The organism is Pseudomonas sp. NPDC077649, from assembly GCF_044542855.1.
Taxonomy (GTDB): domain Bacteria; phylum Pseudomonadota; class Gammaproteobacteria; order Pseudomonadales; family Pseudomonadaceae; genus Aquipseudomonas.
This window is the reverse complement of record NZ_JBITVF010000005.1, coordinates 227,295-241,933: the sequence shown is the minus strand read 5'-3', so window position 1 is coordinate 241,933 and position 14,639 is coordinate 227,295. Positions and strand designations below refer to the sequence as shown.

General features: G+C 66.6%; 10 protein-coding genes and 1 pseudogene. 7 read left to right on the top strand and 4 right to left on the bottom strand.

From position 1 onward, the window contains the following. Window positions 1-344 precede the first annotated feature (344 nt). From ACIGFL_RS16980 to ACIGFL_RS16970, 3 genes are all read left to right on the top strand, one after another. Window positions 345-1,037, top strand: a complete 693-nt coding sequence (locus ACIGFL_RS16980) for a lipopolysaccharide kinase InaA family protein (protein ID WP_397497943.1) — start codon at window positions 345-347, stop codon at window positions 1,035-1,037. A 418-nt stretch (window positions 1,038-1,455) separates the two neighbouring features. After that, window positions 1,456-1,692 (top strand): hypothetical protein, encoded by a 237-nt coding sequence (locus ACIGFL_RS16975; protein ID WP_031303580.1) that lies wholly within the window; start codon window positions 1,456-1,458, stop codon window positions 1,690-1,692. Window positions 1,693-1,835: 143 nt separating this feature from the next. After that, window positions 1,836-2,660: an NYN domain-containing protein gene (locus ACIGFL_RS16970; protein ID WP_397497942.1), complete on the top strand. Its 825-nt coding sequence runs from the start codon at window positions 1,836-1,838 to the stop codon at window positions 2,658-2,660. Between the two features lie 731 nt (window positions 2,661-3,391). Here ACIGFL_RS16970 and ACIGFL_RS16965 read toward each other — a convergent pair. The 3 genes and pseudogenes from ACIGFL_RS16965 to ACIGFL_RS16955 form a co-directional block, all read right to left on the bottom strand. Beyond that, a pseudogene (locus ACIGFL_RS16965) lies at window positions 3,392-4,115 on the bottom strand (arylamine N-acetyltransferase). Window positions 4,116-4,239: 124 nt separating this feature from the next. Then, on the bottom strand, window positions 4,240-5,736 hold the full coding sequence (locus ACIGFL_RS16960; RefSeq protein ID WP_397497941.1) for a CoA-acylating methylmalonate-semialdehyde dehydrogenase: 1,497 nt from the start codon (window positions 5,734-5,736) through the stop codon (window positions 4,240-4,242). A 90-nt stretch (window positions 5,737-5,826) separates the two neighbouring features. Then, entirely contained in the window at window positions 5,827-7,173 is a 1,347-nt protein-coding gene (locus ACIGFL_RS16955) for an aspartate aminotransferase family protein (RefSeq protein WP_397497940.1), read from the bottom strand. Window positions 7,174-7,348: 175 nt separating this feature from the next. Here ACIGFL_RS16955 and ACIGFL_RS16950 point away from each other — a divergent pair, with 175 nt between their 5' ends. The 3 genes from ACIGFL_RS16950 to ACIGFL_RS16940 all read left to right on the top strand — a co-directional run bounded on the left by ACIGFL_RS16950 (window position 7,349) and on the right by ACIGFL_RS16940 (window position 10,778). Further along, the gene (locus tag ACIGFL_RS16950) at window positions 7,349-8,266 is read left to right on the top strand and encodes a LysR family transcriptional regulator (protein WP_021445326.1); all 918 of its coding nucleotides are present in this window, start codon (window positions 7,349-7,351) and stop codon (window positions 8,264-8,266) included. Between the two features lie 261 nt (window positions 8,267-8,527). Next, window positions 8,528-9,328 carry an outer membrane protein OmpK gene (locus ACIGFL_RS16945; protein WP_397497939.1) on the top strand — a complete coding sequence of 267 codons (801 nt, stop codon included), beginning with the start codon at window positions 8,528-8,530 and terminating at the stop codon, window positions 9,326-9,328. Between the two features lie 73 nt (window positions 9,329-9,401). Next, on the top strand, window positions 9,402-10,778 hold the full coding sequence (locus ACIGFL_RS16940) for a nucleobase:cation symporter-2 family protein (RefSeq protein ID WP_397497938.1): 1,377 nt from the start codon (window positions 9,402-9,404) through the stop codon (window positions 10,776-10,778). Here ACIGFL_RS16940 and pbpC read toward each other — a convergent pair. Beyond that, a complete protein-coding gene (gene pbpC / locus ACIGFL_RS16935) occupies window positions 10,775-13,111 on the bottom strand; it encodes a peptidoglycan glycosyltransferase PbpC (RefSeq protein WP_397497937.1) in 2,337 nt (778 codons plus the stop codon). The genes ACIGFL_RS16940 and pbpC overlap by 4 nt on opposite strands. Before the next feature lie 526 nt (window positions 13,112-13,637). Here pbpC and ACIGFL_RS16930 point away from each other — a divergent pair. Continuing rightward, window positions 13,638-14,639: cadherin-like domain-containing protein (locus ACIGFL_RS16930; RefSeq protein ID WP_397497936.1), on the top strand; the 1,002-nt coding region annotated here is incomplete at its 3' end.

The window sequence follows — 14,639 nt, the reverse complement described above, 5'->3', positions numbered from 1 at the left end:
ACAAGAACCCCGCGCTCGTCGCGGGGTTTTTTATGGGCGGCCCGCGAGCCGGCGCGGCGCGCGGCCAGATAATACCGGCGACGGCCCTGCCGGGTACGCCGTGCACACTGAGCCCCTGCCCCGTCGCGCCCCTTGCCAGGTGCGACGGCCAGCCCCGGCGCCCCGGGGGCGTGCAATTCGCAACGCGGCGCACGGCGCCCATGCGCCCGACCGCTGCATAGCTTTCTATGGACTTGACCGCGAGCTTTGCTTAGTTTGTCCCCGTGTCGGCTGCGCCGGCGCACCCGAATGGCTGCCCCCGAGGGCGCGGGCGGCCCGGACAGACAGGCAAAAGAACAACGACCATGACCCTCGGTACCTCTGGCGACACCCAGCAACACCCCTTTCAACATTGGTGGCAACTGCGCGGCGAATGGGTGGAAGAGCCCAACCAGCGCCGCGGCGGCGAAAGCGGTGTGCAGCGCCTGCAACGGCAGGACGCGGTCTGGTACGCCAAGCGCCAGGTCGGCCACCTCTATCGCAGCCTGCTGCACCCCAGGGGCCGCCCCACCGTGCTGCGCGAACGCAAGGCGCTGCGCGCCCTCGACGCCCTCGGCGTGGCCGTGCCGCAGCTGATCTACTGCGGCGTCGAACGCGACCCGCAACAGGGCTGGCGCGGCCTGCTGGTCACCGCGGCGCTGGAGGGTTTCGCAGATATCGAGAGCTGGTACGCCGACGGCGGCCGCCAGGCCTGCGGCGAAGCGCGACACGCACAGCTGCTGCAACAGATCGGCGCCACCCTGGCGCGCATGCACCTGGGCCGCTGGCAGCACGGCTGCCTATACGCCAAGCACGTCTTCGTACGCCTGGACGGCGACGCCCCGCAGGTGGCCCTGCTCGACCTGGAAAAGAGCCGCCGGCGCCTCAGCCGGGTACGCGCCGCGCGCCACGACCTGCGCCAGCTGCGGCGCCACAGCCCCTGGTCGGACGCAGACTGGCAGCAGCTGCTGCAGGGCTATCGCCAGGTATTCGCCGGCGGCGCCAATGGCCTGGGCTAGCCGGGGTCGACAACGCTGCCAGAGATTCACGGTACGCCTCTTGCTTGAAAAACATACATGCCGGCCCAGCGCCGGCATCTGTTTGCCGCCTACGGGCGATCTTTTCGCACCACCCTCACCAGGACGTGGCTCTGCCCCGCAGCTTTGCGCCGGGCAGCAGGATCAGCTGCGCCACTCTGGCCCCGCTTACCCACCGCCAAGGCCGGCTGCTACAGGGTGCTCCCAAAGGCACCAAAGGTGACGCCTGGGCGTTACCCGCACACAAATTGAACCAACCGGGCTGGCCCGTGTCCCAGCACAGCCCCCAGGTGGTGCCAGCCATAGGCAGTGACCGTTCGTCGCGCAAGACCACGACCGAACGGTGGGTGATCTAGGTTTAGCGAACAGCGTTTGGCAGCGCTTTCAAGGGGTTATCAAAATGAAATTAGAAACAGCACGAGGTTTATTCCTCGGCCTCGCCCTCAGCGTCACGGCCATTGCCGCCGCTGCCTGGCAGGAACCCGCCCCGCGCGTGCTGGAAGCCCGCGACTGCAGCGCCACCGAAGCCTGCCCCAGCGCCCCGCCGCGCAAACCGGCGCCGACGCAAGCCAAACCGGACGCCAACCTGCTGGTGCTGATGTTCGGCCTGAGCGGCGCGCTGAAGGGCGAGCAGTAACGCCCGTTCCGCAACGGGGAATTTGCGCTCGACCCGGGACGGGTTGAGCGCCCCGCCCCGCGCGAATACCACTGGCATCGACGCTCTGGCATCGCCCCAGCATTCGCAGTAAGGTCAGGCATCCCCTCTTGCAAGGATGCCGCATGGCCACCAAAGCCCCCGCCTCCCGCCAGCAGAAGCACCTCGCGGTGCTGATCGACGCCGACAACGCCCCCGCCGCCATAGTCGAAGGCCTGTTCGAGGAAATCGCCAAATACGGCGTCGCCAGCGTCAAGCGCATCTACGGCGACTGGACACTGCCCAACCTGGGCGGCTGGAAAAAGGTGCTGCTCGACCACTCCATCCAGCCGATCCAGCAGTTCGCCTACACCAAGGGCAAGAACGCCACCGACAGCTCGCTGATCATCGACGCCATGGACCTACTCTACACCCGGCGCTTCGACGGCTTCTGCCTGGTCTCCAGCGACAGCGACTTCACCCGGCTGGCGGCGCGCCTGCGCGAGGAAGGGCTGACCGTCTACGGCTTCGGCGAGGAGAAGACCCCCTCGCCCTTCGTCTCGGCCTGCGACAAGTTCATCTATACGGAAATCCTTCGCGCCGACGCCGCCGAGGCAGCGGAAGAACCGCCCAGCAATGGCGACAAGACCAAAGCCGTTGCTGGCGAGACCACAGCCACCGAACCGGCCAAGGCGTCCACCAAGCCGAAGGTACAGAAGGTACCGGTGGACTTTATCGCCAAGGTCATCGACGACAGCGACGACGAGGACGGCTGGATCCAACTCGGCGCCCTCGGCTCGAACATCAGCAAACTGCGCCCGGCATTCGATGCCCGGCTATACGGCTTCAAGAAGCTCAGCGATTTGATCAAGGGGCATGCGAAGCGGTTTGAGCTGCAGGTGCGCGGCAGCAGTGCGACGGGCGGTGAGGCGTTGTATGTGCGGAATCGGAAGGCCACAGCGAAACAGTGAAGCGGTGGACAAGCTTCGCGTTATCAGCCATTGCATTCACAGCGCCTGCGCCAGCCCAACACGACATCGGCCGTGCTTTTAGACCGCGAACGATCAGCCGCCGCCAAACGCCCCTTCAGGAAGCCGAGCGGAATCCTTGCGGAAGGGCGCGAGCCGCATGGATGCGGCGAGATACCGATGGCGGCCCCGCGTAAAGGGCCGGACGGCCCTTGTACGCCGGCCCCTGGAGCAACGATGGAGTGAGGGGATTCGAGCGCAGCGAGATCCGGATGGCGGGGCACAGACCTTTTGGTTCCTTTTGGGGCGTTTGCCAAAAGGGACTCGCCGTAAGGGCGAAACCCTAGTGTCAGGCGATAAGAAGGCGGCGCCGTAGTGCAATCCCCCAGCAACAACCAACAGAAACTCTGAAGAAATAGTCGTCATTCCCGTGCAGGCGGGACAGCAGCTTTATCGCTGAACAGCGCTTGCGCTGGCCCAAAGGGGAATAATCCATGACCACCTTAGTCCCTGGGCTCCCGCCTTCGCGGGAGTGACGATAAACGGCTATTTCGGAACATCCCCACCCCTATCCCGTGAACGGGAAAGGGGGACTAATCGCGTCCTTTCGGCGATATCAGGTGGCAGCCTGAGCTTTCGCGGCTGAAGCCGCTCCTACGGACAAGGCACCTAAGGTCGCGGCTAAAGCCCCTCCCACAAAGAGCTAGCGGCCGGGGATATCGGCAGGCCTTAGCTCACGTCCCAGCAATCAACCTCGCGATGATCGTCCGCAACTCTGGATGCTCCGGCACCCGAATGCCGAACTCATCGCGCAATACCTCCAGCACCGCGTCGACGCTCTGCAACTGCACCCGCTCGCTGTCCTGCCCCAGGCGATGGATGGCGAAGCTGCCGTTGTTCAGCGTCTTGCGCAGGCCCAGCCCGGTGCGGGCGGCGATCATCTGGCCGAGAAAGGGCGAATCCGGATGGGTGCACACGTACCAGTTGCCGACCACGTAATCGATATCCGCCACCTTCTGCAGATCGAACAGGTACATCGCCCGCCAGCTGCCGGCCACCAGCGCCCGCAAGGTATAGGTGCCGTCCACCAGCGTCAGGCGGTAGGGCTCGTGCGGCGTGGCCTGCTGCGCCTCGCTGTCCAGCCGCAGCGGGCCGGTCGGCACCATGCCGCCCGGTCAGGCCGCGCGCGTCGAAGCCCAGCGCCTGCAACAGCAGCAGAAACAGGCGGTTGAGCTCGAAGCAGTAACCGCCGCGACCCTGACGCAGCAGCTTGTCCTGAATCGCGGCGGGCTCGACCTGCACCGGCACGCGCAGCATGCTCGCCAGGGTTTCGAAGGGGAACTCGGCGGTATGCCGCGCCTGCAGCTCGCGCAGGGTGTCGAGGGTCGGAGGTGGCGCCGAGGAGTAACCCAGGCGCTCGAGGTATGTGTGCAGCTCCAGCTTGAATGCTTCGGTCATCGTGCATCTCCCTTTTCTACCTGCCGGCTGTTGTACCAGAGGCGGCCGCAGGGAGATACGCATGGGGCCGATAGCAAAAAGGCCGGTCTTGCGACCGGCCTCTGCTGCAACGCTTCAGCTCACCTCAGCCATTGCTGGGGAAGGCGAACTGCGCCGCCTCGTGGCTCTTGCGCGCCGGCCAGCGCTGGGTGATGGCCTTCTTGCGGGTGTAGAAGCGCACGCCGTCCGGGCCGTAGGCGTGCAGGTCGCCGAACAGCGAGCGCTTCCAGCCGCCGAAGCTGTGGTAGGCCACCGGCACCGGCAGCGGCACGTTGACGCCGACCATGCCCACTTCGATCTCGTCGCAGAACAGCCGCGCCGCTTCGCCGTCGCGGGTGAAGATGCAGGTGCCGTTGCCGTACTCGTGGTCGTTGATCAGCTGCATGGCCTCTTCCAGGCTGCCGACGCGGACGATGCACAGCACCGGGCCGAAGATTTCGTCGGTGTAGATAGCCATCTCCGGGGTCACCTTGTCGAACAGGGTGCCGCCGACGAAGTAGCCGTCCTCATGCCCGGCGACGCGGTAGCCGCGACCGTCCACCACCAGCTCGGCGCCGGCCTTGACGCCGTCGTCGATATAGCCGACCACCTTGTCGCGCGCCGCGGCGGTGACCAGCGGGCCCATATCCAGGCCGCACTGGGTGCCGGCGCCGATCTTCAGCGCCTTGATCTGCGGCACTATCTTGTCGACCAGCGCGTCGGCGATCTGGTCGCCCACGCACACGGCCACCGAGATGGCCATGCAGCGTTCGCCGCAGGAGCCGTAGGCGGCGCCCATCAGCGCGCTGACGGCGTTGTCCAGGTCGGCGTCGGGCATCAGCACGGCGTGGTTCTTGGCGCCGCCGAGGGCCTGCACGCGCTTGCCGCGCTTGGTGCCCTCGCTGTAGATGTACTCGGCGATCGGCGTCGAGCCGACGAAGCTCAGCGCCTTGACCTCGGGCGCTTCGATCAGGGCGTCGACCGCGTCCTTGTCGCCGTTGACCACGTTGAGCACGCCCTTGGGCAGGCCGGCCTGCTGCGCCAGTTCGGCGATCAACAGGGTGGAGCTGGGGTCGCGCTCGGACGGCTTCAAGATGAAGCAGTTGCCGCAGACGATGGCCAGCGGGTACATCCACAGCGGCACCATGGCCGGGAAGTTGAACGGGGTGATGCCGGCGACCACGCCGATCGGTTGCAGGTCGCTCCAGGCGTCGATGTTCGGGCCGACGTTGCGGCTGTATTCACCCTTGAGGAGTTCCGGGGCGGCGCAGGCGAACTCGACGTTCTCGATGCCGCGCTTGAGCTCGCCGATGGCGTCCTCGATGGTCTTGCCGTGCTCGGCGCTGATCAGCTGGGCGATTTCGTTCTCGTTCTGTTCCAGCAGCTGCTTAAAGCGGAACATGATCTGCGCGCGCTTGGCCGGCGGGGTGTTGCGCCAGGCCGGGAAGGCGGCCTTGGCGGCGTCGATGGCCAACTGCATGGTGGCGCGGTCGGCGAGGCCGACCTGGCGGGTCGATTCGCCGGTGGAGGGGTTGAACACCGGGGCGCTGCGTTCGTTGCCGGCGACGCGTTCGCCGTTGATCAGGTGCGGGATAAGGCTCATGGGGCTCTCCGTTATCGAATGAATTGCGGGGTGGGCCTGAGGCCCTCTCCCCGGCCCCACTCCCCTATAAGGAAGTGGGGAGAAAAGGCGTCAGTCCAGGCTGTTCAGGGTCTCACCGACGGCGTTGAACAGGCGGTCGAGGTCGTCCATCCGGGCGTTGAAGGTCGGCCCGAACTGCAGGGTGTCGCCACCGAAGCGCACGTAGAAGCCGGCCTTCCACAGTTTCAGCCCGGCCTCGAACGGGCGGATCACCGGGTCGCCGTCGCGCGCGGCGATCTGGATGGCGCCGGCCAGGCCGCAGTTGCGGATGTCGACCACGTGCTTGCTGCCCTTGAGGCCATGCAGCGCCTGGCCGAACTGCGGCGCCAGCTCGGCCGCCTGCTGGATCAGGTTCTCGCGTTTGAGCAGCTCCAGCGAGGCCAGGCCGGCGGCGCAGGCCACCGGGTGGGCCGAGTAGGTGTAGCCGTGGGTGAACTCGACCATATGCTCGGGCGACGGCTGCTGCATGAAGGTGTTGTAGATCTCGCTGGAGGCCACCACCGCGCCGAGCGGCACGGCGCCGTTGGTGATCTGCTTGGCCGCGTTGATGATGTCCGGGGTGACGCCGAAGTATTCCGCGCCGCTCCATTTACCCATCCGCCCAAATGCCGTGATCACCTCGTCGAAGATCAGCAGGATATTGTGCTGGGTGCAGATCTCGCGCAGCCGCTGCAGGTAGCCCTTGGGCGGCACGATGACGCCGGCCGAGCCGGACATCGGCTCGACTATCACCGCGGCGATGTTGGAGGCGTCGTGCAGCTCGATCAGCTTGAGCAGCTCGTTGGCCAGCTCGACGCCGCCGCTCTCGGCCATGCCGTTGGTGTAGGCCAGGTGCGGCTGCAGGGTGTGTGGCAGGTGGTCGACGTCCATGAACTGGCCGTACATCTTGCGGTTGCCGCCGATGCCGCCGAGCGAGGTGCCGGCGATGTTGACGCCGTGGTAGCCGCGGGCGCGGCCGATGAACTTGGTCTTGGCCGGCTGGCCTTTCAGGCGCCAGTAGGCCTTGGCCATCTTCACCGCGGTGTCGGCGCACTCGGAGCCGGAGCCGGTGAAGAACACGTGGTTGAGCTCGCCCGGCATCAGGTCGGCGATCTGCTCGGCCAACTGGAAGGACAAGGGGTGGCCGTACTGGAAGCCCGGCGAGTAGTCGAGGGTGCCGAGCTGCTTGGCCACCGCCTCCTGGATTTCCTTGCGCGAGTGGCCGGCGCCGCAGGTCCACAGGCCGGACAGGCTGTCGTAGATCTTGCGGCCGGCATCGTCGAACAGCCAGCTGCCTTCGGCACCGACGATGATCCGCGGGTCGCGCTGGAACTGGCGGTTGGCGGAAAACGGCATCCAGTGGGCATCCAGCTTGAGCTGGCTGGCCAGGGAGGGGGTGGCGGTCTGCGGCATGTTCATAGGGAGCCTCGGCAGTGGCGGCGTGATCGGAGCGGTGTGGGAGGGGCTTTAGCCGCGACTGTCGCCGCTGAAGCGCCTCCCACAGATATGGCATCTGTTGCCAGCAAAGGTGCCACGGGCATAGAGTCAGTAAAACAGCACTCTTCTTATCTTCAGTTAAAGGCTTACTAAACAAATGAGCAGCCGCCGCCCCGATCCGCTGGCCCAGGTCAGCGACTTTGAAATCCGCCTGCTCAAGCTGTTTCGCAGCGTAGTGGAATGCGGCGGTTTTTCCGCCGCGGAAAGTGCGCTGGGCATCGGCCGTTCGGCCATCAGCCAGCAGATGAGCGACCTGGAGCAGCGCCTCGGCCTGCGCCTGTGCCAGCGCGGCCGCGCCGGCTTCGCCCTGACCGAGGAAGGCCGCGAGGTGTACCAGAGCACCCTGCAGCTGCTGGCGGCGCTGGAGAGCTTTCGCACCGAGGTCAACGGCCTGCACCGCCATCTGCGCGGCGAGCTGAACATCGGCCTGACCGACAACCTGGTGACCATCCCGCACATGCGCATCACCAATGCCCTGGCGCGGCTCAAGGCGCAGGGCCCGGACGTGCGCATCCATATCCGCATGACGCCGCCGTCGGAGGTGGAACAGGGCGTGCTCGACGGCCGCCTGCACGTCGGCGTGGTGCCGCAGGTCGGGGCGCTGTCCGGCCTGGAGTACCAGACCCTGTACGACGAGCGCTCGCTGCTCTACTGCGCGGTCGGCCACCCGCTGTTCTATGTCGATGACCAGCAGCTGGAGGACGAGCGCCTCAACGCCCAGGAGGCCATCGCCCCGACCTTCCGCCTGCCGCCGGAGGTGCAGAACCATTACCAGGCGCTGAACTGCACGGCCAGCGCCTCGGACCGCGAGGGCATGGCCTTCCTGATCCTCACCGGACGCTATATCGGCTACCTGCCCGATCACTACGCCCAGGCCTGGGTGCAGCAGGGCCGCCTGCGCGCGCTCAAGGCCGCCAGCCGCTTCTACGACATCAGCCTGGCGGCGGTGACGCGCAAGGGCCGCCGCGCGCACCTGGTGCTGGAAAGTTTTCTCGAGGCGCTGGCCGAATCCTGAGCGGGCGGGTCCGTCCGCGCCTCAGGCTCCACTTGAGTGCAGGCCGCCCTATCGCGGGGCGCCGCCGCGCCCGGGTGCCTGCCGAAAGAAATGAACACCAGGTCACGAACAATCGTATGCAACTGATGCGACAGGGCTTTTGCCAAAGTTGAACACAATGCTGCACACAAGCTGATCAGTTGGACAGCTTTTTGCACCCGGGCAGCGACCTGACCAAACGGCCAGGAAAACCAGAAAAACACGCTGATCTCAGGAGCCCAGATGAACCCTATTCGCGCGACCCTGCTCGCCGCCAGCAGCCTGCTGCTGGCGACCCAGGCCCAGGCCGATGGCCCGCTGCTTTGGCAGAACAACAGCCTCTCCTACCTCTATGGCAAGAACTTCAAGGTGGAGCCGGCGATTCAGCAGACCCTCACCTTAGAGCACGCCAGCGGCTGGAGCTGGGGCGATCTGTTCTTCTTCGTCGACCAGAAGTTCTTCAACGGCGCGCAGAACGGCGCCGGGGATTCGCGCAGTTTCTACGGTGAACTGAGCCCGCGCCTGTCGTTCGGCAAGCTGCTGGGCCAGGACCTGTCGTTCGGCCCGATCAAGGATGTGTTGCTGGCGACCACCTACGAGTTCGGCGAGGACGAGACCGAGGCCTATCTGATCGGCCCGGGCTTCGATCTCAACGTCCCCGGCTTCAACTTCTTCAAGCTGAACTTCTACTACCGTACCCCTGACGGCAATCGCCCCGACCGCGACGGCGACGGCAACCCCGATGGCAGCGGCGTCTGGCAGGTCACCCCGAGCTGGTCCTACACCCTGCCGGCCGGCAAGTCGGACATTCTCATCGACGGCTACATCGACTGGGTGGTGGACAACGACGCCAGCTATCACAGCAACTACCACTTCAACCCGCAGATCAAGTACGACCTGGGCAAGGCCATGGACTGGGGCGACAAGCAGTTCTACGTCGGGGTGGAGTACAGCTACTGGAAGGACAAGTACGGCATCCAGGACTCGGCGGCCTTCACCACCAACCAGAACACCGCCAGCCTGCTGCTGAAAGTGCATTTCTGATCCACAGCGCCTGACCGGCACCGGCTGGTCGGCGTTTTGCAGCCACTTCCAGACTCACCACGGGAATGCCCCCATGACCAGCCAATTGCACCCCAGCTCCGAACTGCTCTACGGCCTGGACGACCGTCCGGCGCCGCTGCCGGCCTTCTTCGCCGCCTTGCAGCATGTACTCGCCTGCTTCGTCGGCATCGTCACCCCGACCCTGATCATCGGTGGCGTGCTCGGCCTGCATGAACAACTGCCCTACCTGATCAGCATGGGCCTGATGGTGTCCGGCGTCGGCACCCTGATCCAGGCGCGCCGGCCGTTCGGTATAGGCGCCGGGATGATCTGCGTGCAGGGCACCAGCTTCGCCTTCCTCAGCGCCGTGCTGGCCGCCGGGTTGATGGTCAAGGCGCGCGGCGGCAGCCCGGACGACATCCTGGCGATGATCTTCGGCGTGTGCTTTTTCGGCGCCTTCATCGAGATGGTATTGAGCCGCTTCATCGGCCGCCTGCAGCGCATCGTCACGCCCCTGGTGACCGGCATCGTCATCACCATCATCGGCGTCAGCCTGATCAAGGTCGGCATCACCGACGTCGGCGGCGGCGCCAAGGCCGAGAACTTCGGCGCGCCGATCAACCTGGCCCTGGGCGCCCTGGTGCTGGTCACCATCATCGTGCTCAATCGCCTGAACAACCCCTGGCTGCGCCTGTCGGCGATCATCATCGGCCTGCTGGTCGGCTCGCTGGCCGCCTGGTCCGGCGGCGTGCTGGTGCCCAAGCCGTTGCCCGATCTGCCGCTGCTGAGCCTGCCGATCCCCTTTCGCTACGGCTTCGACTTCGACTGGATGGCCTTCGTCCCGGTGGCGCTGATCTACCTGATCACCGCCATCGAAACCACCGGCGACCTGACCGCCAACTGCATGATCTCCAGGCAGCCGATCAAGGGCCCGCAATACCTGCAACGGATCAAGGGCGGGGTGTTCGGCGACGGCGTCAGCTCGCTGATCGCCGCGGTGTTCAACACCTTCCCCAACACCACCTTCAGCCAGAACAACGGCGTGATCCAGCTGTCCGGCGTGGCCAGCCGCCACGTCGGCTACTACATCGGCGCGATCCTGGTGGTCCTCGGCCTGTTCCCGCTGCTCGGCGCCATCCTCCAGCAGATTCCCAAGCCAGTGCTCGGTGGCGCCACCCTGGTGATGTTCGGCACGGTCGCCGCCGCCGGCATCCGCATCCTCGCCCAGGCGCCGCTGGATAGGCGCAGCCTGCTGATCATGGCCACCAGCTTCGGCATCGGCCTGGGCGTGTCCAGCCAGCCCGAGCTGCTCGGCCAGATGCCCACGCTGGTGCAGAACCTGTTCGGCTCGGCGATCACCAGCGGCGGCCTGACCGCCATCCTGATGAATCTGCTGCTGCCGCTGGAGTCCCCCGCCGCGAGCGCGCAGGAACAGGAGGCGGCTGGCTAAGGCTCGACGCTGAATTCCAGGCGGGCGGTCTGGCCGCCCTCGTCGAGCACGCTGAGCTGGTGCCGGCCGACCGCGAACGCATGGGCGAAGCTCGCCCCGGCGGCGCTGTCGCCCAGCGGCCGGCCGTCGACGAACCACCAGCGCCGGCCGCTGCCACCCAGGGTCGACAGGCTCAGGCGCAGCGGTTCGGCGCCGCCCTGCGGTCGGCGCAGGCGCTCGCCCTCACGCACGCCGACGATGGACAGCGGCGCCACCTGGGCCGGCGTCGGCGGCGGACAGGCACGATCGGCCGCCGGCAGGCGCGCGCTGCGTCGTTCGCGGCGCGGCAACCAGGGTTCCAGCGGCGCCGGCCATAGCGCCAGCTCGCGACGCTCGGCCTGGGCGCAGCCCGGGGCGACGCGACGGCCGCGGGGATTGAGCCACAGCGGCTCGCGCAGGCCGCTGCCCAGCGGCTGGTCGGCGGCCAGCAGGGTCGGCGGCGTGGTGCCCTGCAGAGTCCAGGCGAAGCGTAGGCGCCGGCAGTTGGGGTCGTCCCTGTCCAGGGGCTGGCCCAGCGGCCAGCAGATGGCGGCGACGCCGACCTCGGCCGGCTGCGGATCGGCCGGCGCGGCGATGCCGCGCTGGCTGTCGCGGTTGACCAGCAGATCGTGCACCTGCAGCAGCAGCGGCGCCGCCGAGGCCAGGCCGAACTGGCCGGGCACCGGGGTGCCGTCCGGGCGACCGATCCAGATGCCAATCAGGTGGCGCGGGCCGACGCCGATGGCCCAGGCATCGCGAAAGCCGTAGCTGGTGCCGGTCTTCCAGGCCAGGCTCGGCCGTTGCACGAGCTGCGCGCGCGGGTCGCGATCCGGACGTGCCTGGCCGCTGAGGATGCGCCGCACGATCCAGGCTGCACCGGGCGACAGCAGGCGCCGCTCGCGCAGCTCATCGTCCGGCTGCAGGCGTGGCCGCGCCGCCAGGCCGCCACGGGCAAAGGCGCTGTAGCCGGCCAGCAGCGCCTCCAAGCGGGTGCCGCCACCGCCGAGGATCAGCGCCAGGTTGGGCTCGGCCAATGCCGGCAGGCGAATCGGCACCCCGGCGCCGCGCAGCTCGCCGGCGAAGCGCTTCGGCCCGTAGGCCTCCAGTAGCTGCACCGCCGGCAGGTTGAGCGAGGTGGCCAGCGCCTCGCTGGCCGACACCGGGCCGCTGAAGCCGACGGCGAAGTTGCCGGGACGGTAGTCGCCGTAATGCCGCGGCACGTCCTGCAGCAGCGACTCGGAGTGGATCAGCCCGGCGTCCAGGGCCATGCCGTAGAGGAAGGGCTTGAGCGTCGAGCCGGGCGAGCGCAACGCGCGCACCATGTCGACGTGGCCGAAGCGCGTGGCATCGCCGATATCCACCGAGCCGAGGTAGGCGCGCACCGCCATGCTCTGGTGCTCCACCACCAGGATCGCCGCCGAGGTGCGCTCCGGCAGGCGCGCGCGCCAGCCCAGCAGCAGGTCTTCCAGGCGCAATTGCAGGCCGGCGTCGAGGGTGGTGCGAATCAGCGGCGGGCTGCCGGCGCGGTTCAGCCGCCGTGCCAGCAAGGGCGCCAGGCTCGGCTCGCGGCGCGGGGCGAGAAACACCGGCTCCTCCAGCGCCTCGTCCACCTGCGTCTGCGGCCATACGCGGAACTCGGCCAGACGCCGCAGCACCTTGTCGCGCGCGGCCTGGGCGCGCTCGGGGTGACGATCCGGCCGCAGCCGACTGGGCGCCTGCGGCAGCACCGCGAGCAATGCGGCCTCGGCGCGAGTGAGCTGGCTCGGCGGCTTGCCCAGGTAGCTCCAGCTGGCCGCCGCCACGCCTTCCAGGGTGCCGCCGAAGGGCGCGCGATTCAGATACAGGGCGAGGATCTGGTCCTTGGACAGGTGCCACTCCAGCTGCGCGGTGCGCCACAGCTGCTTGAGCTTGCCGGGCAGGTCGCGGCCATGCGGATCGAGCAGGCGCGCCACCTGCATCGACAGGGTGCTGCCGCCGGACACCACGCGCCCGCCGCTGAGGTTCTGCCAGGCGGCGCGGGCCAGGGCCAGCGGGTTGACCCCGGGGTGCAGGCGGAACCAGCGATCCTCATAGGTCAGCAGCGCTTCGAGGTAATAGGGCGAGACCTGATCCGGGGTCACCGGGTAGCGCCATACGCCGTCGCGATCGGCGAAGCGCCACAGCGGCGTGCCGTCCTCGGCCAGCACCACGCGGGCCAGATCGTCATCGGGCAGTGGCAGCGGGAACAGGCGGTCGGCGAGCCAGAGCAGCGACAGCACCAGTATCGGCAGCGTTACAAGCCGATATCGACGCCCCACTCCAGCACTCGGCCTCATCCAATGGTTCGCAAGCACCAAAAACCTCTAAGAACTTGTAATTAATCAATTTTCCGTAATAGGTGAAGGTACGAGCGACAGCTTGAAGTCATTAATTTGACGAATATTGTTTCAACCAACCAGACAGACAACGCCAGCCGTCGGAATTCTGTCTATTGGCTATTTCAGCAGCTTTACAACGCCTCGGCACTGACCTAAACCAATATCAAACTGACACCATACCCAGATCGGCCGCAGGCTGAAGGCCCTCCCAGTAGAGGGCTCAGCACCCTGCCGCAGGAGTTCTCACGGGCGCATTTTTTCGAGTCCCGCGCTTCGCCGGCAGGCTCGCTTTACAGCCCCTGTTCACTCCACTGCTCACTCCGGCGGACCTATGCCTTTCCGCTACGGAGACGACGAGTATGAAGTACTCGCTCTGGATGATGGGAGAGCTGCACCACTTCTTAAAGGCCACGTAAGTAAGAAGGTTCTTTCGCCTATACCTGCGCCGCTGCCGAGCCGCGTTTCGATAAGAGAGGAAGTAGTCATGGCCATCTCCACAGTGTCTTTCACCAATACTCCACAGGCGGTGGACGATTACTACACCGCCACCCAGACTGGCCTCACCGAGAACTCGACTGAGACCATTATTCTGGCGGTGATGGCCAACGACCTGGGCGGTAAGGCCAAAACGCTCTACTCCCTGGATGACGGCATAGAGAACGAAGGCTCGGCCACTTCAGCGGACCTGCTAATGAAGGACCTAGTGGGGGTCAACAACCTCAGCCAGTATGGTGCGCACATCGCCATCATGGCCGACGGCACAGTTGCCTACACCATGACAGATACGAGCAGGACGCACTTCGCCTCACTGGGTGCAGGCGAGATCGGTTACGACAGCTTCACCTACGCCATCCGCCTAGGCAACGGCACGCTGAGCTGGGCCACGGCGACGGTCGAGATTAGAGGGGTGAACGATGCGCCGACCGCCGCGGACGGCAGCGCCAGCACCGACGAGGACACCCCCATCCTCACCGGCAGCCTGCCTGCCGCCAGCGACATCGAGGGCGACACGGTGACCTACACCCTGGGCTCGACCTCACCCAGCAACGGCACCGTCGTGGTCTACGCCGATGGCACCTTCGACTACACCCCGAACGCCAACTTCAACGGCGAGGACAGCTTCTCCTTCGTGGTCGACGACGGCAACGGCGGCAGCAACGAGTACAACTACAGCTTGACCATCAACGCCGTGAACGATGCGCCGACCGCCGCGGACGGCAGCGCCAGCACAGACGAGGACACCCCCATCCTCACCGGCAGCCTGCCTGCCGCCAGCGACATCGAGGGCGACACGGTGACCTACACCCTGGGCTCGACCTCACCCAGCAACGGCACCGTCGTGGTCTACGCCGATGGCACCTTCGACTACACCCCGAACGCCAACTTCAACGGCGAGGACAACTTCTCCTTCGTGGTCGACGACGGCAACGGCGGCAGCAACGAGTACAACTACAGCTTGACCATCAACGCCGTGAACGATGCGCCG

Coding starts and splice junctions, on each gene's coding strand:
- ACIGFL_RS16960 (WP_397497941.1), bottom strand. CDS start 5,736: ATGAGCCTTATCCCGCACCTGATCAACGGCGAACGCGTCGCCGGCAAC.
- ACIGFL_RS16940 (WP_397497938.1), top strand. CDS start 9,402: ATGACCAGCCAATTGCACCCCAGCTCCGAACTGCTCTACGGCCTGGAC.
- ACIGFL_RS16975 (WP_031303580.1), top strand. CDS start 1,456: ATGAAATTAGAAACAGCACGAGGTTTATTCCTCGGCCTCGCCCTCAGC.
- ACIGFL_RS16980 (WP_397497943.1), top strand. CDS start 345: ATGACCCTCGGTACCTCTGGCGACACCCAGCAACACCCCTTTCAACAT.
- pbpC (WP_397497937.1), bottom strand. CDS start 13,111: ATGAGGCCGAGTGCTGGAGTGGGGCGTCGATATCGGCTTGTAACGCTG.
- ACIGFL_RS16955 (WP_397497940.1), bottom strand. CDS start 7,173: ATGAACATGCCGCAGACCGCCACCCCCTCCCTGGCCAGCCAGCTCAAG.
- ACIGFL_RS16945 (WP_397497939.1), top strand. CDS start 8,528: ATGAACCCTATTCGCGCGACCCTGCTCGCCGCCAGCAGCCTGCTGCTG.
- ACIGFL_RS16970 (WP_397497942.1), top strand. CDS start 1,836: ATGGCCACCAAAGCCCCCGCCTCCCGCCAGCAGAAGCACCTCGCGGTG.
- ACIGFL_RS16950 (WP_021445326.1), top strand. CDS start 7,349: ATGAGCAGCCGCCGCCCCGATCCGCTGGCCCAGGTCAGCGACTTTGAA.